Source organism: Streptomyces sp. NPDC031340 (assembly GCF_055569945.1).
The window spans coordinates 1-20,105 of sequence record NZ_JBVIIE010000068.1 but is presented as its reverse complement, the minus strand read 5'-3'; the positions used below and the strand labels follow the sequence as shown (position 1 = coordinate 20,105).

Annotated in this window: 20 protein-coding genes and 1 pseudogene; 17 read left to right on the top strand and 4 right to left on the bottom strand. The window is 73.0% G+C overall.

Annotation, left to right across the window (positions count from 1 at the left end; genetic code table 11):
• The first annotated feature begins 76 nt into the window (after positions 1–76).
• The 6 genes from ald (at position 77) to ACZ5GT_RS35330 (ending at position 6,238) form a co-directional block, all read left to right on the top strand.
• Positions 77–1,201 carry an alanine dehydrogenase gene (gene ald, locus ACZ5GT_RS35355; protein ID WP_469034659.1) on the top strand — a complete coding sequence of 375 codons (1,125 nt, stop codon included), beginning with the start codon at positions 77–79 and terminating at the stop codon, positions 1,199–1,201.
• A 399-nt stretch (positions 1,202–1,600) separates the two neighbouring features.
• Entirely contained in the window at positions 1,601–2,737 is a 1,137-nt protein-coding gene (locus tag ACZ5GT_RS35350; RefSeq protein ID WP_469034658.1) for a ParA family protein, read from the top strand.
• A complete protein-coding gene (locus ACZ5GT_RS35345; RefSeq protein ID WP_469034657.1) occupies positions 2,722–3,321 on the top strand; it encodes a hypothetical protein in 600 nt (199 codons plus the stop codon). The genes ACZ5GT_RS35350 and ACZ5GT_RS35345 overlap by 16 nt, the downstream gene beginning before the upstream one ends.
• A gap of 18 nt (positions 3,322–3,339) precedes the next feature.
• Positions 3,340–4,467 carry a segregation and condensation protein A gene (locus tag ACZ5GT_RS35340; protein WP_469034656.1) on the top strand — a complete coding sequence of 376 codons (1,128 nt, stop codon included), beginning with the start codon at positions 3,340–3,342 and terminating at the stop codon, positions 4,465–4,467.
• The gene (gene scpB / locus ACZ5GT_RS35335) at positions 4,464–5,117 is read left to right on the top strand and encodes an SMC-Scp complex subunit ScpB (protein WP_469034655.1); all 654 of its coding nucleotides are present in this window, start codon (positions 4,464–4,466) and stop codon (positions 5,115–5,117) included. Before ACZ5GT_RS35340 ends, scpB begins: the two co-directional genes overlap by 4 nt.
• The gene (locus tag ACZ5GT_RS35330) at positions 5,117–6,238 is read left to right on the top strand and encodes a pseudouridine synthase (RefSeq protein WP_469034654.1); all 1,122 of its coding nucleotides are present in this window, start codon (positions 5,117–5,119) and stop codon (positions 6,236–6,238) included. The genes scpB and ACZ5GT_RS35330 overlap by 1 nt, the downstream gene beginning before the upstream one ends.
• A 28-nt stretch (positions 6,239–6,266) precedes the next feature.
• On the opposite strand, the gene ACZ5GT_RS35325 is transcribed toward ACZ5GT_RS35330, so the two are convergent.
• Positions 6,267–7,136, bottom strand: a complete 870-nt coding sequence (locus ACZ5GT_RS35325) for a DUF72 domain-containing protein (protein WP_469034653.1) — start codon at positions 7,134–7,136, stop codon at positions 6,267–6,269.
• An 82-nt stretch (positions 7,137–7,218) separates the two neighbouring features.
• Here ACZ5GT_RS35325 and ACZ5GT_RS35320 point away from each other — a divergent pair, with 82 nt between their 5' ends.
• Positions 7,219–7,971, top strand: a complete 753-nt coding sequence (locus tag ACZ5GT_RS35320) for an NUDIX hydrolase (RefSeq protein ID WP_469034652.1) — start codon at positions 7,219–7,221, stop codon at positions 7,969–7,971.
• Positions 7,968–8,990 carry an ADP-ribosylglycohydrolase family protein gene (locus ACZ5GT_RS35315; RefSeq protein WP_469034651.1) on the top strand — a complete coding sequence of 341 codons (1,023 nt, stop codon included), beginning with the start codon at positions 7,968–7,970 and terminating at the stop codon, positions 8,988–8,990. Before ACZ5GT_RS35320 ends, ACZ5GT_RS35315 begins: the two co-directional genes overlap by 4 nt.
• A 105-nt stretch (positions 8,991–9,095) precedes the next feature.
• Here the strand turns inward: ACZ5GT_RS35315 and ACZ5GT_RS35310 are convergent, their stop codons facing one another.
• A complete protein-coding gene (locus ACZ5GT_RS35310; RefSeq protein WP_469034648.1) occupies positions 9,096–9,893 on the bottom strand; it encodes a nucleotidyltransferase domain-containing protein in 798 nt (265 codons plus the stop codon).
• Positions 9,894–10,092: 199 nt separating this feature from the next.
• On the opposite strand from ACZ5GT_RS35310, the gene aroH reads away from it, so the two are divergent.
• The 5 genes from aroH to der all read left to right on the top strand — a co-directional run bounded on the left by aroH (position 10,093) and on the right by der (position 14,615).
• Entirely contained in the window at positions 10,093–10,461 is a 369-nt protein-coding gene (gene aroH / locus ACZ5GT_RS35305) for a chorismate mutase (protein ID WP_351899740.1), read from the top strand.
• Positions 10,458–11,543, top strand: coding sequence for a prephenate dehydrogenase (locus tag ACZ5GT_RS35300; protein WP_469034644.1), 1,086 nt, complete (start codon positions 10,458–10,460; stop codon positions 11,541–11,543). The genes aroH and ACZ5GT_RS35300 overlap by 4 nt, the downstream gene beginning before the upstream one ends.
• Positions 11,544–11,723: 180 nt before the next feature.
• Positions 11,724–12,410, top strand: a complete 687-nt coding sequence (gene cmk, locus ACZ5GT_RS35295; protein ID WP_469034642.1) for a (d)CMP kinase — start codon at positions 11,724–11,726, stop codon at positions 12,408–12,410.
• A gap of 53 nt (positions 12,411–12,463) precedes the next feature.
• Positions 12,464–13,069, top strand: coding sequence for a lysophospholipid acyltransferase family protein (locus ACZ5GT_RS35290; RefSeq protein ID WP_469034703.1), 606 nt, complete (start codon positions 12,464–12,466; stop codon positions 13,067–13,069).
• A gap of 67 nt (positions 13,070–13,136) precedes the next feature.
• Positions 13,137–14,615: a ribosome biogenesis GTPase Der gene (gene der / locus ACZ5GT_RS35285; RefSeq protein ID WP_469034640.1), complete on the top strand. Its 1,479-nt coding sequence runs from the start codon at positions 13,137–13,139 to the stop codon at positions 14,613–14,615.
• A gap of 126 nt (positions 14,616–14,741) precedes the next feature.
• On the opposite strand, the gene ACZ5GT_RS35280 is transcribed toward der, so the two are convergent.
• Together ACZ5GT_RS35280 and ACZ5GT_RS35275 are read right to left on the bottom strand one after the other, a co-directional pair.
• A complete protein-coding gene (locus ACZ5GT_RS35280; protein WP_469034637.1) occupies positions 14,742–15,128 on the bottom strand; it encodes a hypothetical protein in 387 nt (128 codons plus the stop codon).
• 44 nt (positions 15,129–15,172) lie between these two features.
• Positions 15,173–15,955 (bottom strand): hypothetical protein, encoded by a 783-nt coding sequence (locus ACZ5GT_RS35275; RefSeq protein WP_469034633.1) that lies wholly within the window; start codon positions 15,953–15,955, stop codon positions 15,173–15,175.
• Positions 15,956–16,408: 453 nt separating this feature from the next.
• On the opposite strand from ACZ5GT_RS35275, the gene ACZ5GT_RS35270 reads away from it, so the two are divergent.
• The 4 genes and pseudogenes from ACZ5GT_RS35270 (at position 16,409) to ACZ5GT_RS35255 (ending at position 19,987) form a co-directional block, all read left to right on the top strand.
• A complete protein-coding gene (locus tag ACZ5GT_RS35270; RefSeq protein ID WP_469034631.1) occupies positions 16,409–17,086 on the top strand; it encodes a LysM peptidoglycan-binding domain-containing protein in 678 nt (225 codons plus the stop codon).
• Positions 17,087–17,630: 544 nt separating this feature from the next.
• Positions 17,631–18,440, top strand: coding sequence for a hypothetical protein (locus ACZ5GT_RS35265; protein ID WP_469034628.1), 810 nt, complete (start codon positions 17,631–17,633; stop codon positions 18,438–18,440).
• Positions 18,441–18,486: 46 nt separating this feature from the next.
• A pseudogene (locus ACZ5GT_RS35260) lies at positions 18,487–19,449 on the top strand (helix-turn-helix transcriptional regulator); the annotation flags it as partial.
• A 322-nt stretch (positions 19,450–19,771) separates the two neighbouring features.
• Complete coding sequence (locus ACZ5GT_RS35255) at positions 19,772–19,987, top strand: I78 family peptidase inhibitor (RefSeq protein WP_469034626.1); 216 nt, start codon at positions 19,772–19,774, stop codon at positions 19,985–19,987.
• Positions 19,988–20,105: the final 118 nt, after the last annotated feature.

Sequence of the window (20,105 nt, the reverse complement as noted above, 5' to 3'; positions counted from 1 at the left end):
CTGCGGTGTCTCCCGGTGTGCCGCGGCATGCCTGGGTATGTCCTGTAATGCACCACATTCCCCTGAGCCAAGGACCGTGATCCACGTGAAGGTCGGCATCCCCCGCGAGGTCAAGAACAACGAGTTCCGGGTGGCCATCACCCCCGCCGGCGTGCACGAGCTCGTGCGCAACGGGCACCAGGTCGTCGTCGAGCGCAACGCCGGTGTCGGCTCCTCGATCACGGACGACGAGTACGTCGCCGCCGGTGCCCGGATCCTCGACACCGCCGACGAGGTGTGGGCGACCGCCGACCTGCTGCTGAAGGTCAAGGAGCCGGTCGCCGAGGAGTACCACCGGCTGCGCAAGGACCAGACGCTCTTCACCTACCTGCACCTGGCCGCCTCCAGGGAGTGCACGGACGCCCTCCTGGAGTCCGGCACCACGGCGATCGCCTACGAGACCGTCGAGCTGCCCAGCCGCGCCCTGCCGCTGCTCGCCCCGATGTCCGAGGTCGCGGGCCGGCTGGCCCCGCAGGTCGGCGCCTACCACCTGATGCGCGCCGGCGGCGGCCGCGGCGTGCTGCCCGGCGGCGTCCCGGGCGTGCCGGCCGGCAAGGCCGTCGTCATCGGCGGCGGCGTCTCCGGCTGGAACGCCGCGCAGATCGCCATCGGCCTGGGCTTCCACGTGACCCTGCTCGACAAGGACGTCAACAAGCTCCGCGAGGCCGACAAGATCTTCGGCACGAAGATCCAGACCGTCGTCTCCAACGCCTTCGAGCTGGAGAAGGCCATCCTCGAGGCCGACCTGGTCGTCGGCGCGGTGCTCATCCCGGGCGCCAAGGCCCCGAAGCTGGTCACCAACGAGCTCGTCTCCCGCATGAAGCCCGGAAGTGTCCTTGTCGACATCGCGATCGACCAGGGCGGCTGCTTCGAGGACTCCCGTCCGACCACGCACGCGGAGCCGACCTTCCCGGTCCACGGTTCGGTCTTCTACTGCGTCGCCAACATGCCCGGCGCGGTGCCCAACACCTCCACGTACGCGCTGACCAACGCGACGCTGCCGTACATCGTCGAACTCGCCAACCGTGGCTGGGTGGAGGCGCTGCGCCGCGACCCCGCGCTGGCCAAGGGCCTCAACACGCATGACGGCAAGGTGGTTTACCGGGAGGTCGCCGAGGCACACGGACTGGAGCACGTGACGCTGGAGTCGTTGCTCGGCTGATCCGGGGCCAAGTCACCTTTTCATAAAGGCGATACGTCAACAAGACGCGTCAACCACGCACCCGCGGCCGGACCTTGCCCGACAAGGTCCGGCCGGATGTGTGTATGGTCACCTCGCGGCTCTCGACCAACTCGCCTCGAACGTGACTCTTCGGTCGATTCGCACGCCGGTGGGACCTGCCGTGCGACGGCCGTACGCCCTTGACAGAGGGATGTTTCATTGCCGACACATCCTGCCGGGTCCGGTGGATTGTGTTGCTGCGGACGCCCGACACGCCATAGAGTCGCCAATCGTCGGCATGGTGCCACGCTGACCTTGTCTAGAAGTTTCCTGGTCACCAAGGAGGTAAGACGACTTGTGAATGAGTCGACATTTTCTCCCGGGGGTGGTCAACCAGGAATGCCTGTCCGGGGCCAGGGCGGCGCCGCGGGATTCGAGGCTGTCGGCTCCGTCGCTGTGCGCACCTTCGCAGCCCACCAGAGTCACCGCGCAGGCGTGACTCAGCCAGCACACCAGAGCATGGATGGCCATCACGTGAACGCCATGGCCGGCGACGGAAGTGGCGCGCCCCACAACCACTTCGCCGACTACGACGAACTGCCCGACGGGCACTTCTACGACCCCGACGCCGAGTACGAGCCCGACCCGGAGTACGCGGCCACGCTCGCGCCCGACGCCGCCCGCCAGCGCCGCGAGCGCATCGGCCCGACCGGACGCCCGCTGCCGTACTTCCCGATCCCGGGTCCGCTGACCAGCCACGGCCCCGCGACGATCATCGCGATGTGCAACCAGAAGGGCGGCGTTGGCAAGACGACGTCGACCATCAACCTGGGTGCCGCGCTCGCGGAGTACGGCCGGCGTGTGCTGCTCGTGGACTTCGACCCGCAGGGCGCGCTGTCAGTGGGTCTCGGCGTCAACCCGATGGAGCTCGACCTCACCGTCTACAACCTGCTCATGGAGCGGGGCATGGCGGCCGACGAGGTGCTCCTGAAGACGGCGGTCCCGAACATGGACCTGCTGCCCAGCAACATCGACCTGTCGGCGGCGGAGGTCCAGCTGGTCTCCGAGGTCGCGCGCGAGTCCACGCTCCAGCGCGCCCTGAAGCCGCTGATGGCCGACTACGACTACATCGTGATCGACTGCCAGCCCTCGCTCGGCCTGCTGACCGTGAACGCGCTGACCGCCGCGCACAAGGTGATCGTGCCGCTCGAGTGCGAGTTCTTCGCGCTGCGCGGTGTCGCCCTGCTGACCGAGACCATCGAGAAGGTCCAGGAGCGGCTCAACCCGGAGCTGGAGCTCGACGGGATCCTCGCCACGATGTACGACTCGCGCACGGTGCACAGCCGTGAGGTGCTCGCGCGTGTCGTCGAGGCGTTCGACGATCACGTCTACCACACGGTCATCGGGCGCACGGTCCGCTTCCCGGAGACCACGGTCGCCGGTGAGCCGATCACCACGTACGCCTCGAACTCCGTCGGTGCCGCCGCCTACCGTCAGCTCGCCAGGGAGGTGCTCGCCCGGTGTCACGCCGAGTGAGTCTGCCGGGGGCCGACGAACTCTTCCGTACGACAGGGGGAACGGCGCTCCAGCCGTCCAGCCCGCGGCGGGCCAACGGCGAGGCCCGCGTGCCGCCTCCCGCCGGGGAGAGCGACGCGATCGCGGCCGCGGAGGACGCGCCGCAGTCGGTGCCCGCGCAGGGCGGCGACGGCGACGGCGCGGAGCACGTGGCGGTGGAGCCGGAGCCGGCCGACGCGGGGCAGTCCCGCAGCCGGGGCACGGAACGCTCAGACCGCCGGCAGCAGGGCCAGCAGGGTCAGCAGGCGCAGGAAGGTTCTGCCGCCCAGGCTGCCGCTGCCGCGGCGGGCGCCCAGCCGCGCAAGCGGGGGCGGGCGGCGGCGCGGCGGCCCAGCGGGCGGGAGAGGCACGACGAGAAGATCACCGTCTACGTCTCCGCCGAGGAACTGATGGACCTCGAACACGCGCGTCTGGTGCTGCGGGGCGAGCACGGGCTGGCCGTCGACCGCGGGCGCATCGTGCGCGAGGCGGTCGCCGTGGTGCTGGCCGACCTGGAGTCCCGCGGGGACGCGAGCATCCTCGTACGCCGGCTGCGTGGGCGGTAGCGGTAGCCTGCGGAGGCCATGACCTCCAGCGACGCTCCCGCCCCCGGCGCATCCGCCGGCCGTCGGCGCGCGCTGGGGAGAGGGCCCGGGGTGCCACCGGCCGCTCCGCCGGCCGAGCGCGCGACGCCCGTGGCGGACCCGGAGCGTACGGCGCCTGAGGCGCCTGTGGTGCCTGTGGCCGAGCCGACGGTCGGCGCGGAGCCCGTGCCTGCGGAGCCGGTGTCCACGGAGCCCGTGCCTGCGGAGCCTTCGGCCGAATCCGTCGCGCTGGAGCCGGAAACCGACCCCGGGCCGGAACGCGTGCGGGAGGTGCCGGCCGGCGACTCCGAGGCGTCCGGCGACGGCGTCTTCAAGGTCCGGCTCGCCAACTTCGAGGGGCCCTTCGACCTCCTCCTCCAGCTGATCTCCAAGCACAAGCTGGACGTCACCGAGGTGGCGCTGTCGAAGGTGACCGACGAGTTCATGGCCCACATCCGGGCGCTGGGCCCGGACTGGGACCTGGACGAGACGACCGAGTTCCTGGTGGTCGCCGCCACGCTGCTCGACCTCAAGGCGGCCCGGCTGCTGCCCGCCGCCGAGGTGGAGGACGAGGCGGACCTGGCGTTGCTGGAGGCACGGGACCTGCTGTTCGCGCGGCTGCTGCAGTACCGCGCCTACAAGCAGATCGCCGACATCTTCAGTCACCGGCTCGACCAGGAGGCCCGCCGCCACCCCCGTACCGTCGGCCTCGAACCGCACCACGCCGCGCTGCTGCCCGAGGTGGTGATCAGCATCGGCGTGGAAGGGTTCGCCAGGCTCGCGGTCAAGGCGATGCAGCCCAAGCCGAAGCCGCAGGTGTACGTGGACCACATCCACGCGCCCCTGGTGAGCGTGCGGGAGCAGGCCGGCATCGTCGTCGCCCGGCTCAGGGAGCTCGGCGAGGCCAGCTTCCGCACCCTGGTCGCGGACACCGGCGACACGCTGACCGTCGTGGCCCGTTTCCTGGCGCTGCTGGAGCTGTACCGCGAGAAGGCGGTGGCGCTGGACCAGGAGGCGGCGCTGGGGGAGCTGATCGTGCGCTGGACGGGCGGCGAGGGGGACGCCCGGCCGATGGTGACCGACGAGTTCGACCGGCCGCCCGAGCGGCCCGAGGAGGACAAGGCGTGAGCGAGGAGACCACCGACGTTCCGGCCGGGCTGCGCACGGTCGCCGATCTCGACCTCAAGCCCGCCCTGGAGGCGGTCCTCATGGTCGTGGACGAGCCCGCGACCGAGGAGCACCTGGCCCGGATCCTGGAACGGCCGCGTCGGCGGATCGAGGCCGCGCTGCGCGAGCTGGCCGACGAGTACACCGCCCAGGGCCGCGGCTTCGAGCTGCGGCTGATCGCGGGCGGCTGGCGGTTCTACACCCGTCCCGAGTACGCGGCGGCCGTCGAGCGTTTCGTCCTCGACGGCCAGCAGGCCCGGCTGACCCAGGCCGCCCTGGAGACCCTCGCGGTGGTCGCGTACCGGCAGCCGGTGAGCCGCAGCCGCGTCTCGGCCGTCCGAGGAGTCAACTGCGACGGTGTCATGCGCACCCTCCTGCAGCGCGGTCTGGTCGAGGAGGTGGGCACCGAACCCGAAACAGGTGCGATCCTGTACAGGACGACGAACTACTTCCTGGAGCGGATGGGCCTGCGCGGCCTGGACGAACTCCCGGAACTCGCGCCCTTCCTCCCGGAGGCGGAGGCGATCGAGGCCGAGACCCAGGAGGGTGTGCCGTCGTTCGATCCGGACGCTCCGGATTCCGAGGACGCAGACGACAAGACGGAACTTTGATGCGAAGCAGCAGCGGCAGGAACAGCAGCGGAAACAACGGCGGGAGCCGTGGTGGCAACAGCGGCGGCCGCGGCGGGAGCAGCGGTGGCCGCGGTAACTACCGCGGCGCCGGGAACGCCCGCGACGACAAGCAGGGCGGCCGGCCGAAGAAGCCGCGCCCGGAGGAGCGGCGCTACGACGTGGGACCCGGCGCCACCCAGGACGGCCCGAAGTCGGGCCGTGGCGCCTCGGCGCGCGGCGGCGCCAAGGGCGGCCCCAGGCAGGGCCAGGGCACCGGGCGCGGCCGTACGGCTCCGGCGAGTTCCCGTGAGTACGACGCCCGCGCCGAGGAGCGCAACCGGGAGCGGTACGCCGGTAAGAAGGACATCAAGCTCCCCAAGACCTTCCCGGGCGCCGAGCAGGAGGGCGAGCGGCTGCAGAAGGTCCTCGCCCGCGCGGGCTACGGCTCCCGGCGAGCCTGCGAGGAGCTGATCGAGCAGGCCAGGGTCGAGGTCAACGGCGAGATCGTCCTGGAGCAGGGCAAGCGGGTCGACCCGGAGAAGGACGAGGTCAGGGTCGACGGGCTGACGGTCGCCACGCAGTCGTACCAGTTCTTCTCGCTGAACAAGCCGGCCGGCGTGGTCTCCACCATGGAGGACCCGGACGGCCGGCAGTGCCTCGGCGACTACGTCACCAACCGGGAGACCCGGCTCTTCCACGTGGGGCGGCTCGACACCGAGACCGAAGGCGTCATCCTGCTCACCAACCACGGCGAGCTGGCCCACCGGCTGACCCACCCCAAGTACGGCGTGAAGAAGACCTACCTCGCGCACATCGTCGGCCCGATCCCGCGCGACCTGGGCAAGAAGCTCAAGGACGGCATCCAGCTGGAGGACGGCTACGCGCGCGCGGACCACTTCCGGGTCGTCGAGCAGACCGGCAAGAACTACCTGGTCGAGGTGACCCTGCACGAAGGCCGCAAGCACATCGTGCGCCGCATGCTCGCCGAGGCCGGCTTCCCGGTCGACAAGCTGGTGCGCACGGCCTTCGGCCCGATCACCCTGGGCGACCAGAAGTCGGGCTGGCTGCGCCGGCTGTCGAACACGGAGGTCGGCATGCTGATGCAGGAAGTCGACCTGTAGGGGCGTCCCGCACCGCGTAACGCCGCGCTCACCCCGCCGGGGAGCGCGGCGTCGACGTGTCGAGGAGGCGCCGCATGGTTTCCGCGGCCCGGACCGCCGCCGTGCCACAGCAGTTGTTGAACAGGACGTGGACCCGGTCGACCCGGGCCGCCAGGCGGCGCAGACGGGGCAGCCACTCGGTGAGTTCGGCCTCCGAGTAGTCGTGGCGGAAGCGGTCCTCCTTGCTGCCCGTGCCCCAGGCGGGGCTGCGTCCGTGGAAGCGGACGACGGACAGGCGCGGGGAGGTGACCGGGGTGACCGGCGGGATCGAGCCGGGCAGGGACCGGGCCATGTCGACGGCCACGGCCGCCATGCCGTACCGCGTGAGCAGTGCGCGCGTCGCCTCCGCCCACTCCGCGTTCCACCACCCGGGATGCCGGAACTCCACGGAGACCGGCCAGCCGGCGGTCCGCTCGGCGCACTCCCGCAGGAACGCCCCGGCCCGCCTGCCCGGCCGGAACCACGGCGGTAACTGGAACAGCACGCTGCCCAGCCGCCCCGCCGCGCGGAGCGGCTCGATCCCCTCGGTGAACCGTGCCCACACCTCGTCGAGCACCTTCGGGTCGCGCGGCTCGGCGGGCAGCCCGCCGGGCATCGCCGAGGCACGCGTCGGGTGCCCGGTCAGCAGCGAGAAGGCCTTCACGTCGAAGACGAAGCCCTCCGGCGTCCGCTCGGCCCACAGGTGGCTGTTGCGCGCGCCGGGCAGCGCGTAGTACGCCGAATCCACCTCCACCACCGGGAACCGCTCGGCGTAGTGCCGCAGCCGTCCCTCGGCGTCCCGCCGCCCCGCCGGATACCAGCCGCTGCCGACCAGCGCCCGGTCCGTCCAGGAACACGTGCCCACCAGGATCTCGCCCATCCCGTGCGGTTACCCGAAGAGGGGTTGTGAAAGCACGCGCCGATATTTATAGTCGATCTGACCATTAAAGAGGTGGGTGCGCATGGCCTTCGACAAGGACGAGTCCGGCAAGGGAACGGCGGGCTACGACAAGTACGCCTACGAACCCTTCGCCGTCACCGTCGACCTCGCCGTCCTCACCCTGCGCTCCGGCGCCCTGCACGTGCTGCTCGTCGAGCGCGGGCAGGAACCGTACGCCGGTCACTGGGCGCTGCCCGGCGGCTTCGTCGAGCCGGACGAGTCCGCCGAGACGGCCGCCCGGCGCGAACTCGCCGAGGAGACCGGCCTGGACGACGTCACCGGACTGCACCTGGAGCAGCTGCGCACGTACAGCGAACCCGGCCGCGACCCCCGCATGCGGGTGGTGTCCGTCGCCTTCACCGCCCTGCTGCCCGACGCGCCCGAACCGCGGGCGGGCAGCGACGCGGCGCGGGCGAGCTGGCTGCCGTACGACTCGGCCGGCCCCCTCGCCTTCGACCACGACCGGATCCTGGCCGACGCCCACGAACGCGTCGGCGCCAAGCTCGAGTACACCTGCCTCGCCACCGCCTTCTGCCCGCCCGAGTTCACCCTCGGCGAGCTCCAGCAGGTCTACGAGACGGTGTGGGGCACCGCCCTCGACCGCCCCAACTTCCGCCGCAAGGTGCTCGCCACGCCCGGCTTCGTCGAACCCGTCCCCGGCGCGGCCCGGTTGACCGGCGGCCGCGGCAAACCGGCCGCGCTGTACCGCGCCGGCCCGGCCACCACCCTGTACCCGCCCCTGCTCCGACCGTCCCCGGAAGGAAACACCGAATGAGCGACTGGACCGTCCACAAGCGCGCCGCCTCCGGTTCGTTGACCGGCCTCGCCCTCGGGGACGCCCTCGGTTTCCCCACCGAGTTCAATGACGTGCCGTCGATCCTCACCAAGTTCGGGCCGTGGCGGGAGATGGCACTGCCGCGGCCGGCCGTCGTCTCCGACGACACCCAGATGACGCTGGCGCTCGGCCGCGGACTCAGGACCGCCATGGACCGCGGGGTGCTGGCGCCGAAGCGGCTGGAGCGGCCGCTGCGCGAGGAGTTCGTGGACTGGTACCAGTCGCCGGAGAACAACCGGGCCCCGGGAAACACCTGCCTGCGGGCGTGCAGCCTGCTGAAGGCGGAGGGCCGGCCCTGGCAGGACGCCAGCCAGATCGACTCCAAGGGCTGCGGCGCCAACATGCGGGTGGCGCCCGTCGGGCTGGCGCCCGGCCTGAGCGACGACCAGCGGGCCGGCGCGGCCCAGTTGCAGGCCGCGCTCACGCACGGGCACCCCACGGCCCTGGCCGCCTCCGACCTCACCGCCCACGCCGTGCGCCTCCTCGCGCAGGGCGCCGAACCGACCGGCCTCGTCGGCCTGCTGCGGTCCTACGCCCATGACAACCGCACCCGCTACCACCACGCGTGGCTCGGCGACCTGTGGACCCGGGCCGGCGACGCCGGCCCCGAGAGCTTCATCGCCCGCGGCTGGGACGAGTGCCTGGAGATCCTCGTCCGCCTCCAGGACGCCGTGCGCACCGTCTCGCCCGAGACCGACCCGTGCCTGGCCACCGGGGCGGGCTGGATCGCCGAAGAGGCCCTGGCGACGGGCCTGTTGTGTTTCCTCCTCTTCGTCGACGAGCCGGTGACCGCCATCCGCCGGGCCGCCTGCACCTCCGGCGACTCCGACTCCATCGCCTGCCTCACCGGCGCCTTCGCGGGCGCGTACCGCGGCGCGGACGCCTGGCCCACGGAGTGGGCGGACCGCATCGAGTACCGCAGCGACCTGATGACCCTCGGGGCGCTCTGGGATGCCTGAGCGGTGGGCGACCCAGCGGTGGCCGGCCGAGCGGTAGGGGACCCAGCCGTGGCCGGCCGAGCGGTGGGCGACGCCCCGGACGCCGGGCGGGCGCGTGCGCGGGACTCAGCGCTGCCCGGCGCCGCGCGGGCCTACGACGCCCCGCACAGGTCCGTCGCCCCGCACGGGGGCGTCGCTCCGCACGGGGGCGTCGCCCCGCGCGGCCTCGTCGTACGGGTCCGGCCGGAGGGCCGAGGCGCGGCGGACGCGGACGAGGAAGTCCTCCACGCGGCGCCGGTCCGGCTCCTCGGGCAGCGGGCTGCGCCCGGCGGCCTCTTCCGCCTCGGCCGCCAGGCGGTGCATCCAGGTCTCCACCTCCGGCCACGGGACCTCGCCGCGCTTGACCTCCAGCAGCGGCTCCCGCAGCCGGCCCACGTCCACCGTGAGGACCCCGGTGCGCAGCAGATCGCGGACGCCGGCCAGCAGCCGCAGCAGGTGCATGGCGTGCTTCCAGCGCGGGGCGCCGTGCGAGCGGACGTCGGCCGCCAGCTTCCTGCGCTGGCCCAGCGCGTAACGGCTGAACGACCGGTGCACCTGGCGGGAGAGGAACGCCCCGCGCAGCGCGAGGAGTTCACGGCCGGTGTCGTCGACGTGCTCGACGAGCGGGGAGTGCAGGCACTCCAGGATGTTCGGGTTCGCGCGCAGGCCCAGTTCGCAGAAGCGCTCCAGCTCCCAGCTGAACTGGTCCTCGGCCGGGCCCTCGACGTGCGTCGGCGGCTTCTCGAACCGCCAGAACAGGGGAGCGGGGGCGGCGAACACGCCCCGGAGGTCGGTGTCGCTGGCGTCCGTGGCCAGGCCGAAGGCGCGCGAGCCCATCACGCAGGAGTAGACGGTGTGGTCGCGTACCAGGGCCTCGGGGTGCATGCCCCGGAGCGTACGCGGCACCGCACCCCGGGCGGACCGAATTTCCGTCCGCCTCGGTCCGTCGCGTGGGTCGCCCCGCCGTCTCAGCGTGCGGGCGCCGCGTCCCGGTCCGGCGGGCGCTGACTACGCTGGTCGGCGAGAGCCGATACGCACGCCGAGCAACACGCCGAGCAACAAACCGAGCAAGGGGAGCAGCACCGTGGCGGTACGAGCGGTCCGGGGGGCCGTCCAACTGGAGCGGGACGACGCCGACCACATGAACGAGCAGGTCGGGGCCCTGCTCACCGCCGTCCTGGAGCGGAACGGGCTGACCGCCGACGACCTGATCAGCGTCTGGTTCACGGCCACCCCCGACCTGCACAGCGACTTCCCGGCGGCCGCCGCCCGCAAGCTCGGCGCCGGCTTCGCCGACGTACCCCTGATCTGCGCGCAGGAACTCGACGTCGAGGGGGCCATGCCACGCGTCGTCCGGATCCTCGCGCACATCGAGTCCGACCGGCCCCGTGCCGACATCGCCCACGTCTACCTCGGCGCCGCGGCCGCCCTGCGCAAGGACATCGCCCAGTGAGAACCGCACTCGTCATCGGCACCGGCCTCATCGGCACCTCCGCCGCGCTCGCGCTGTCCCAGCGGGGCGTCACCGTCCATCTCAGCGACCGCGACCCGGAGCAGGCCGTCACCGCGGCCGCCCTCGGCGCGGGCACGGCCGAGGCCCCCGAGGGGCCCGTCGACCTGGCGATCGTCGCGGCGCCGCCCGCGCACGTGGCGACCGTGCTGGCCGACGCGGTGCGCCGGGGCGTCGCCCGTGGCTACCTCGACGTGGCCAGCGTCAAGGGCGGCCCGCGCCGCGAGCTGGAGGCGCTGGGCCTGGACCTGTCGTCGTACATCGGCACCCACCCCATGTCGGGCCGCGAGAGGTCCGGCCCGCTGGCCGCCACCGCCGACCTCTTCGAGGGCCGCCCCTGGGTGCTGACCCCCACCCGGGACACCGACACCGAGGTGCTCAACCTCGCCCTGGAACTGGTCTCGCACTGCCGGGCCGTGCCCGTGGTGATGGACGCCGACGCGCACGACCGCGCCGTCGCGCTGGTCTCCCACATGCCTCACCTGGTGTCCAGCATGGTCGCCGCGCGCCTGGAGCACGCCGAGGAGGCCGCCGTACGGCTGTGCGGGCAGGGCATCCGGGACGTGACCCGGATCGCCGCCTCCGACCCCCGGATGTGGATCGACATCCTGTCCGCGAACCCGGGGCCGGTGGCCGACCTGCTCACCGACGTCGCCGCCGACCTGCAGGAGACCGTGCAGGCCCTGCGCGCCCTCCAGGCCTCCGACGAGGCCAAGCGGCTCGAGGGCAGCTCCGGCATCGAGGAGGTCCTGCGGCGCGGCAACGCCGGCCAGGTCCGCGTCCCCGGCAAGCACGGGTCCGCCCCGCGGGCCTACGAGGTCGTGGCCGTCCTCATCGACGACCAGCCCGGCCAGCTGGCCCGCATCTTCGCCGACGCGGGCAGGGCCGGGGTCAACATCGAGGACGTGCGCATCGAGCACGCGACCGGGCAGCGGGCGGGCCTGGTGCAGCTGATGGTGGAACCGCAGGCGGCGCCGGTGCTGTCGGCGGCGCTCAAGGAGCGGGGCTGGGCCGTCCGGCAGTGACCGTCCCGGCCGTCCGTCGGTGACCGTGCCGGCCGCCCGGCGGTGACCGTGCCGGTCGCCCGGCGGGGAGCGTCCCGCCGTCCGCCTGCAAGAGGGGGTCCGGGGAGCCAGTAACCTTGTGCGGGGCACCCTCGCCGCCCCGCACACTCCCACCACACCGCACCAGGAAGGTGTCCCCCTGTGGAAAACGGTGCCGCCCAGCCCGTGATCGTCGCCATCGACGGCCCCGCCGGCACGGGCAAGTCGAGCACGTCCAAGGCCGTGGCCGCGCAGCTCGGCCTGAGCTACCTGGACACCGGCGCCCAGTACCGGGCCATCACCTGGTGGATGGTGAGCAACGGGATCGACATCGACGACCCGACCGCGATCGCCGCCGTGGCCGGCAAGCCGGAGATCGTCTCCGGCACCGACCCGGAGAACCCGACGATCACTGTCGACGGCATAGACGTGGCCGGTCCCATCCGCACCCAGGAGGTCAGCTCCACGGTGAGCGCGGTCAGCGCCGTGCCCGAGGTGCGGACCCGTATCACCGAACTGCAGCGTTCCCTGGCGGCCTCCGCCGAGCGGGGCATCGTCGTCGAGGGCCGCGACATCGGCACCACCGTGCTGCCCGACGCCGACCTGAAGGTCTTCCTCACCGCCTCCCCGGAGGCGCGCGCCGCCCGCCGCAGCGGCGAGCTCAAGGGCGCCGACGTCCACGCCACCCGCGAGGCCCTCATCAAGCGCGACGCGGCCGACTCCAGCCGCAAGGCCTCGCCGCTCGCCAAGGCGGACGACGCCGTCGAGGTGGACACCACGGACCTCACCCTGGCCCAGGTCATCGAGTGCGTGGTCACCCTCGTCGAGGAGAAGCGGGCGGCGAAGTGACGGCGGCTTCCGAGCGGGGCGCGGAGGTCGGGCGGCGCATCGGCGTCGGCCTGATGTACGGGCTGTGGAAGCCGCGCGTGCTGGGCGCCTGGAAGGTTCCGGCGACGGGGCCGGCGATCCTCGCCGTCAACCACTCCCACAACATCGACGGCCCGATGGTGATGGGCGTGGCGCCCCGGCCGACGCACTTCCTGATCAAGAAGGAGGCGTTCGTCGGCCCGCTCGACCCCTTCCTGCTGGGCATCGGCCAGCTCAAGGTCGACCGGTCGGTCGCCGACCGCACCGCGATCACGCAGGCGCTCGACGTGCTGTCGGCCGGCGGCGTGCTCGGCATCTTCCCCGAGGGCACCCGGGGCGAGGGCGACTTCGCCTCGCTGCGGGCGGGGCTCGCCTACTTCGCCGTGCGCAGCGGCGCGCCGGTCGTCCCGGTCGCCGTGCTGGGAAGTTCCGAGCGCCGCGGGCGGTTGATAAAGCAGTTGCCCCCGCTGCGCAGCCGCGTCGACGTCGTCTTCGGCGACCCGTTCGAGGCGGGCGACGGCAGCGGGCGGCGCACCCGCAGGGCGCTGGACGAGGCGACCGAGCGCATCCAGAAGCAGCTCACCGCCCACCTGGAAAACGCCAGGCGCCTGACCGGGCGCCGGGCGACACTGAGTAACTGAGTAGTGGATCCGCCCGTCGGAAGACGGCCGTTCCACCGATCACCACGATGAACGAGGTACCGACTTCATGAACGACCAGATCACCTCCGGCGGCTCGGGCGAGGAGCACGAGCACGGAGCGCTTGGCGACGCCGAGTACGCCGCGTTCATGGAGCTCGCCGCGGAAGAGGGCTTCGACGTCGAGGACGTCGAGGGCGCCATCGAGGCGGCCGGGCACGGCCCGCTGCCCGTGCTGGCCGTCGTCGGCCGCCCGAACGTCGGCAAGTCCACCCTGGTGAACCGGATCATCGGCCGCCGCGAGGCCGTCGTCGAGGACAAGCCGGGCGTCACCCGCGACCGCGTCACCTACGAGGCCGAGTGGGCCGGCCGCCGCTTCAAGGTCGTCGACACCGGCGGCTGGGAGCAGGACGTCCTCGGTATCGACGCCTCCGTGGCCGCGCAGGCCGAGTACGCAATCGAGGCGGCCGACGCCGTGGTGTTCGTGGTCGACGCCAAGGTCGGCGCGACCGACACGGACGAAGCGGTGGTCCGGCTGCTGCGCAAGGCCGGCAAGCCCGTCGTGCTGTGCGCCAACAAGGTCGACGGCCCCAGCGGCGAGGCCGACGCGGCCTACCTGTGGTCCCTCGGCCTCGGCGAGCCGTACCCCGTCTCCGCGCTGCACGGCCGCGGCACCGGCGACATGCTGGACGCCGTCCTGGAGGCGCTGCCGGAGGCGCCGGAGCAGAGCTTCGGCATGGCCGTCGGCGGTCCGCGCCGCATCGCTCTGATCGGCCGCCCGAACGTCGGCAAGTCCTCGCTGCTGAACAAGGTGGCCGGCGAGGAGCGCGTCGTCGTCAACGAACTCGCCGGCACCACCCGCGACCCGGTCGACGAGATCATCGAACTCGGCGGCAAGTCCTGGAAGTTCGTCGACACGGCCGGCATCCGCAAGCGCGTCCACCTGCAGCAGGGCGCCGACTACTACGCCTCGCTGCGCACGGCCGCGGCGGTGGAGAAGGCGGAGGTGGCGGTCGTCCTGATCGACGCCGCCGACTCGATCTCCGTGCAGGACCAGCGCATCGTCACCATGGCGGTCGAGGCGGGCCGCGCGCTCGTCCTCGCCTACAACAAGTGGGACACCCTCGACGAGGAGCGCCGCTACTACCTGGAGCGGGAGATCGAGACCGAGCTGGGCCAGGTGGCGTGGGCGCCGCGGGTCAACGTCTCGGCGCGGACCGGCCGTCACATGGAGAAGCTGGTCCCGGCGATCGAGACCGCCCTGGCCGGCTGGGAGACCCGCGTGCCGACCGGCCGCCTGAACGCCTTCCTCGGCGAGCTGGTGGCCGCCCACCCGCACCCCGTCCGGGGCGGCAAGCAGCCGCGCATCCTCTTCGGCACCCAGGCCGGCACCAGGCCGCCACGGTTCGTGCTGTTCGCCTCCGGCTTCATCGAGGCGGGCTACCGGCGCTTCATCGAGCGCCGGCTGCGCGAGGAGTTCGGGTTCGAGGGGACGCCGATCCATATCTCGGTGCGGGTGCGCGAGAAGCGCGGCGCGAAGAAGAAGTGAGTCACCCGGTAGTGAGTCACCCGGAAGTGATTCACGCGGGCATGTGAAGGAGGGGCGGCCCCGACCGGGGCCGCCCCTCCTTCGTCGGCTCGCCGGGCTTCGCCGCTCAGCCCTTCGCCGCGCCGCTCAGGGCGCCTTGCTCGGCGCGGGCGGCAGGGCGGGAGGGACGCGGTGCGACCCGGTGCCCTGCGGGCCGATGTGCCCGACGCGCTGCCACTGCGGCTGCTGACGAGTGCTGTAGGCGCCCGCACCGTAGGCGCCGTACGAGCTGCTGAACGACCCCGGCCGGTGACCGCCGGCGGCCGGACTGCGGGGGATGTTCCCGAAGGCGGTGAAGCCCAGATCCTCCTCGCCGCTGCGGTCACCCGGCAGCGCGCGGAAGGACTTGACGTACTCGGCGTAGAGCGCGTCGTAGATCGGCGTGGCCGATGGGCCGCCATGGTGGTCCTGAGCCGGCCGCGCGGACGGGACCGGCTGGCGGGACGGGCGGCGGGGAACGTCGTAGATGTGCACGTATGTCCAAACGACCCCGGGTCGAAGGGGATGCGGGGCTCGTCTCACGTCCCCGCGAGAGGCAGGGCGGCCGCCACCAGCTTGCCGCCCGCGGCCGCCCGGTCGAGCGCGTGCCGCAGCAGGTCCTCGCGCGGCTGGCGGCCGATCGAGCCCACCGGCGCGGCGAACACCAGTGCCTGCTGGTGCTTGCTCGCGGCGTTGCGCCAGCTCTCGGTCACCTGCAGCGGCTGATGGGCCTGCCACCAAGCGACCGGCTGCCCGCCCGGCACGCCGGGCTGCAGGACCGCGTGCAGCTGGCCCATGGCGAGCAGCACCGACCAGCCGTGCAGCACCGGCGGCACCTCGGCCAGCTCCGTCAGCGGCATGAAGCCCTGCTCGATGAGCAGCGGCAGGAAGTCGTCGCCGGCGCCGGTGGTGCCCGGCCGCACGACGGGCGCGGTCGGCTCGACGACCAGCGCCGGGTGCAACTCCCCGGCCACCAGGACGAGCCCGCTGGTCACGCCGAGCACGGCCTGCTCGGGGACGACCTTCGCGGGCTGCGGGCCCGGGGCGTCCTCGGAGATCGACCGTACGGCCCCCTGGAGCTGCTCCTCGGTGACCTGCACGACCTGCGAGGGCAGGCAGGTGGCGTGGGCGAAGGCCAGGACGGCGGTCTCGTCGCCGACGAACAGGACCGTGCTGGTGCGCTCCTGTCCGGTGTCGCCCGGGGTGCGGCAGGACGTGCAGTCGTAACTGTCGGGGGCGTTCTCTCCGGCGAGCAGCCGGTCGGCCTCTTCGTCGCCGATCTCGGCGCGTACCTCGTCGCTGACGTCGAGCATGCGCGGCACGGGGGGCTCCCTCGGGATGTGGTGCGTGGCGGGGCCGGTGGCTCCCGGCCCGTGAACCGGGCGGATCCCGGGCTCATGAAGAAGACAACGGGCGATCTGTGGCGGTAGTCACGCTCGGCGGCGAACGGAATCGAACCATCCACCGCGCAGGGTGACGATGGGTGCGGAATCGGGCACTCACCGTCAATTGCCGGAAAGTGGAAGGGGGTTGCTTGCGTGAGGTGGCTCACAGAACGGCCGGACGGATGGTCGACAAATCCCGAAATCGCGGAATGAAGTGGGTGGCCGGATTTCGCCGCTACCTCGGGTAACGGTGAACTGGCCTGGAAAGACAGGCAGTTGGTTGATCCCGGCTCGCTGACCTCCCTACATTCCTCCGCCGTGTGCAACGAGCGGTGCAACGAGCCCCGCTCGGGTCCGTTTGCGGATCCAGGTCCTTCGGGAAGGAATCACATGTCCGAATGTGCCGATACCACCCGCGACAACGTCCGTAAGACCCGTACGACGGCGGTCCTCGCCGGGGCCGCGCTGCTCGCCGCCCCCCTCGGACTGCTGACCGCGGCCGGCGACGCCGCGGCGGCGGACGGCGGGGTGTGGGACCGTATCGCCCGCTGCGAGAGCGGCGGCGACTGGCACATCAGCACCGGCAACGGCTACTACGGAGGACTCCAGTTCTCCGCCGGCACCTGGCGCGCGTACGGCGGCACGGCCTACGCGCCGACGGCCGACGGGGCCACCAGGGAACAGCAGATCGCCGTCGCCGCCAGGGTCCAGCGCGCCCAGGGCTGGGGCGCCTGGCCGACCTGCGCGGCACGGGCCGGGGCGTACGGCGACGCCCCCGCGGCCGCGTCCGGCTCCACGTCGGCCACCGAGTCCGCCGCATCCAAGCCGTCCGCGTCGTCGAAGCCGTCGAAGCCGCCGGTGTCGAAGCCGGCGCAGGCGCCGGAACGTTCGGCGGGCCACACCGGCCGCGGGGGGTCCCGCGGCGACTACACCGTTCGCGCGGGCGACACGCTGAGCACGATCGCCGCCCGGCACGGGACCACCTGGCAGCGGCTGTACGCCCGCAACAAGGCCGTCATCGGCGCCGACCCCGACGTCATCATGCCCGGGCAGCGACTCGAGATCTGACCGGCCCCGCCCGCCCCGGCCCGGGTCCCCGTCCGGGCCCCGGGCCGGGGCGCCGCCGACGCCCTGCCGTCCTTCCGTCCGCCCGGGGATCGCCGGGCCGCCTGTTCCCGGTCCGGCGTCGGGCGGTCCGCATCGCCGGCTCCCCCCGGTAGGTCCGCCGGCGGACTTGCACTGTGCCTCCCGGAAGCCGACCCTTGAAGCACCGGGCGCCCCTCGCCCGGACCGACACCCGGTGGTCGGCCTGACGGTCACCACCAAGGGCCCGAAGCCGCAATCCCAGTGGGAGTTGGAGGCTGGGCGGCCCCCAGGCGGTTCACGGACGCCGCCGCGAAGTCCCGTGCCTCGTGCCAGGACGACGGGCGTCACGCGCGTGCGTGGAAGCCTTCACAACCGCAGCGAGGACATGAACGGCACCTGCTTCGATGCGCCGCAACTGCCGTACGAGCCGTAGATCATGCAACCAAAGCGCCGGGTCGGTGGTCCAACCGGGCAGAGCACGCCGAGGAGGGCCCCGGGAAGGGACCCGGGGGGAGATCCGCACCGCATGACGACGCCGGCTCCGCGGTCCGCACCGCTGCGCGCCGACTGCATCGCCGACTCCGCGGGCGGGCTGACCTTCGACGTCACCGCGGCCGGGGAAGCGGGGACGGCCCACCTGGTGCTGCGCCGCCGAGACGGGCGGGAGGAGGTCTGCCTGCCGCTGACCCCGGCGGCGGCCGGCCGCCTGCGGGCCGCGCTGCCCAGCATCGTCGAGCTGCCCGAGGGCCGCTGGGACGCCTACGCGTGCACGGACGACGGCGAGACGCGGCGCCTCGTGCCCGGCGTCACCGACCTGCGCTCCCTCGCGGCCCGCACGCCCAGCGGCTCCCGCGGGCATGTCGCCGTGCGCGTCCCCTACGCGACCCGGCAGGGCAACCTCACCGTCCGCAGCTGGCTGCGCGCCCCGCACGCCGAGGCGGACGAACTGCGCACCGACGAGGGCACGCTCACGGTGCACGGACGCGTCTACGGCACCGCGCTCACCGCCGACGCCTGCGCCGAACTGCGCGGCCGCCACGCCCCGGACCCGGTGCGGCGGCTGGACATCCGCGCCGAAGACGCCGACTTCCGCTTCACCGTGCCCTACGCCCGCCTGGAGCCGGGCATCTGGGACCTGTGGCTGCGGCCCGCGGGGAGGACGGGGCCGGGCGTGCGGATCGCGCGGCTGCTCGACGACGTCGCCGAACGGAAGCCCGGGCCCGCCGGCGCGCGCGTGCGTGTGGACACCGCGCACGGCCCGGTGGAGGCCGGGCCCTACTACACACGCGACAACGACCTGTCCGTGTCCGTCGCCCCACTCGCGTCACCGCGGTGAACCATCGCGGACAAGGACTGTCCGCAACGGCTGGCAGACTCGGGCCATGTTGGAGACCTCGGCACGACTGCTGCGCCTGCTCTCGCTCCTCCAGGCCCACCGCGAATGGTCCGGCGCCGACCTCGCCGAACGTCTCGGCGTCACGCCGCGCACCGTGCGCCGGGACGTGGACCGGCTGCGCGAACTCGGCTACCCGGTCAACGCCAGCCCCGGCACCGGCGGCGGCTACCAGCTGGGCGCGGGGGCGGAGCTGCCGCCGCTGCTGCTGGACGACGACGAGGCCGTCGCCGTGGCCGTCGGGCTGCGCACGGCCGCCGGGCAGGGCATCGAGGGCATCGGCGAGACGTCCGTGCGGGCCCTCGCCAAGCTGGAACAGGTGCTGCCGGGCCGGCTGCGCCGTCGCGTCGGCGCGCTGAACGCCTTCACCGTGCCGATGCTGCGCGGCCCGCAGTCCTCCGCCGTCGACCCGGCGGTGCTGACCGAGCTGGCCGCCCTGTGCCGGGACGGCGAACGCCTGCGCTTCGAGTACCGCGACCACGGCGGCGCCCCCAGCCGCCGCACGGTCGAGCCGCACCGCCTGGTGTGCACCGAGCGCCGCTGGTACCTGGTCGCCTGGGACCTCGACCGCGACGACTGGCGCACCTTCCGCGTCGACCGCATCACCCCCCGGCCCCCGCACGGCCCCCGCTTCGCCCCGCGCACCCCGCCGGCCGACGACCTCGCCGCGTACGTCTCCCAGGGCGTCTCCACGCGCGTGTACGCCGAGCACGCCGTGGTCCGGCTGCTGGCGCCCCTGGAGGCGGCGGCCGAGCGCATCTCGCCGTCGGCCGGCCGGCTGGAGGCGGACGGGCCCGGCCGCTGCATCCTGCGCGCCGGAGCGGCGAGCCTCGACGTGATGGTGCTCCACGTCATGATGACCGGCTTCGACTTCGAGGTGCTGGAGCCGGCCGAGCTCACCGACGCGATCAGGACCGCCCGGGACCGGCTGTCCCGGGCCCTGGGCGAGGCTCCGTGACGCGGGGATCCTGTGGCCGAACGGTGTTTTCCCCGTGTCCGGCCGGTTCGTGCCGCCCGGACGGAATCGGCCGGTAATGGGGTTCGGGGGGACTTTCAGGGCGTTTTCCGAGCGGTTATCCGCGGCGCTGTCGCGGCGCTCGGGAATTCCGTTCGTTTACCCGCGGAAGACGTCCGGAACCGTCCGAACGGGTGACGGTGTTCGAGCGGAACGCGTGTCGTGGTCCTGTGACAGAAGTGTGACCGGAGCAGGACGGGGCGCCCCTCGGCGCCGGTCCGGCCTTCCCCGGCCGCGGGCCAGGGCCTAGCGTGGCGGCATGGACTCGATTCCCACTCCGCAGGCGGAGCCCCAGGACAGCCCGGAGGGCTACGTCGGCCTCGACGCCGCCGGGGCCGAGCGGCTCGCGCGCGAGCGTGGCTGGAGCACGGTGCGCTCGCTGCCGCCGGGGGCGATCATCACGATGGAGTACCGCGTCGGCCGGCTGAACTTCGAGGTGACCGACGGCCGGGTGACGCGGGCCTGGAAGGGCTGACGGACGGCGACGGGGGGGGGGCCTGCTCCCCGGGGGGAAAACGGGCTTGGCCCAGCTCGGGGTGGGGTGTTTGTCCCGCCCCCCCTCTTCATAGGGGTGCGCTCCTCCCGGACGGAAC

What these genes read in the sequence shown, in the direction of transcription:
- ACZ5GT_RS35350 (WP_469034658.1), top strand. Translation starts at nt 1,601, where the DNA reads ATGCCTGTCCGGGGCCAGGGCGGCGCCGCGGGATTCGAGGCTGTCGGC.
- ACZ5GT_RS35340 (WP_469034656.1), top strand. Translation starts at nt 3,340, where the DNA reads ATGACCTCCAGCGACGCTCCCGCCCCCGGCGCATCCGCCGGCCGTCGG.
- ACZ5GT_RS35330 (WP_469034654.1), top strand. Translation starts at nt 5,117, where the DNA reads ATGCGAAGCAGCAGCGGCAGGAACAGCAGCGGAAACAACGGCGGGAGC.
- ACZ5GT_RS35325 (WP_469034653.1), bottom strand. Translation starts at nt 7,136, where the DNA reads ATGGGCGAGATCCTGGTGGGCACGTGTTCCTGGACGGACCGGGCGCTG.
- ACZ5GT_RS35320 (WP_469034652.1), top strand. Translation starts at nt 7,219, where the DNA reads ATGGCCTTCGACAAGGACGAGTCCGGCAAGGGAACGGCGGGCTACGAC.
- ACZ5GT_RS35315 (WP_469034651.1), top strand. Translation starts at nt 7,968, where the DNA reads ATGAGCGACTGGACCGTCCACAAGCGCGCCGCCTCCGGTTCGTTGACC.
- ACZ5GT_RS35310 (WP_469034648.1), bottom strand. Translation starts at nt 9,893, where the DNA reads ATGCACCCCGAGGCCCTGGTACGCGACCACACCGTCTACTCCTGCGTG.
- ACZ5GT_RS35290 (WP_469034703.1), top strand. Translation starts at nt 12,464, where the DNA reads ATGTACGGGCTGTGGAAGCCGCGCGTGCTGGGCGCCTGGAAGGTTCCG.
- der (WP_469034640.1), top strand. Translation starts at nt 13,137, where the DNA reads ATGAACGACCAGATCACCTCCGGCGGCTCGGGCGAGGAGCACGAGCAC.
- ACZ5GT_RS35270 (WP_469034631.1), top strand. Translation starts at nt 16,409, where the DNA reads ATGTCCGAATGTGCCGATACCACCCGCGACAACGTCCGTAAGACCCGT.
- ACZ5GT_RS35265 (WP_469034628.1), top strand. Translation starts at nt 17,631, where the DNA reads ATGACGACGCCGGCTCCGCGGTCCGCACCGCTGCGCGCCGACTGCATC.
- ACZ5GT_RS35255 (WP_469034626.1), top strand. Translation starts at nt 19,772, where the DNA reads ATGGACTCGATTCCCACTCCGCAGGCGGAGCCCCAGGACAGCCCGGAG.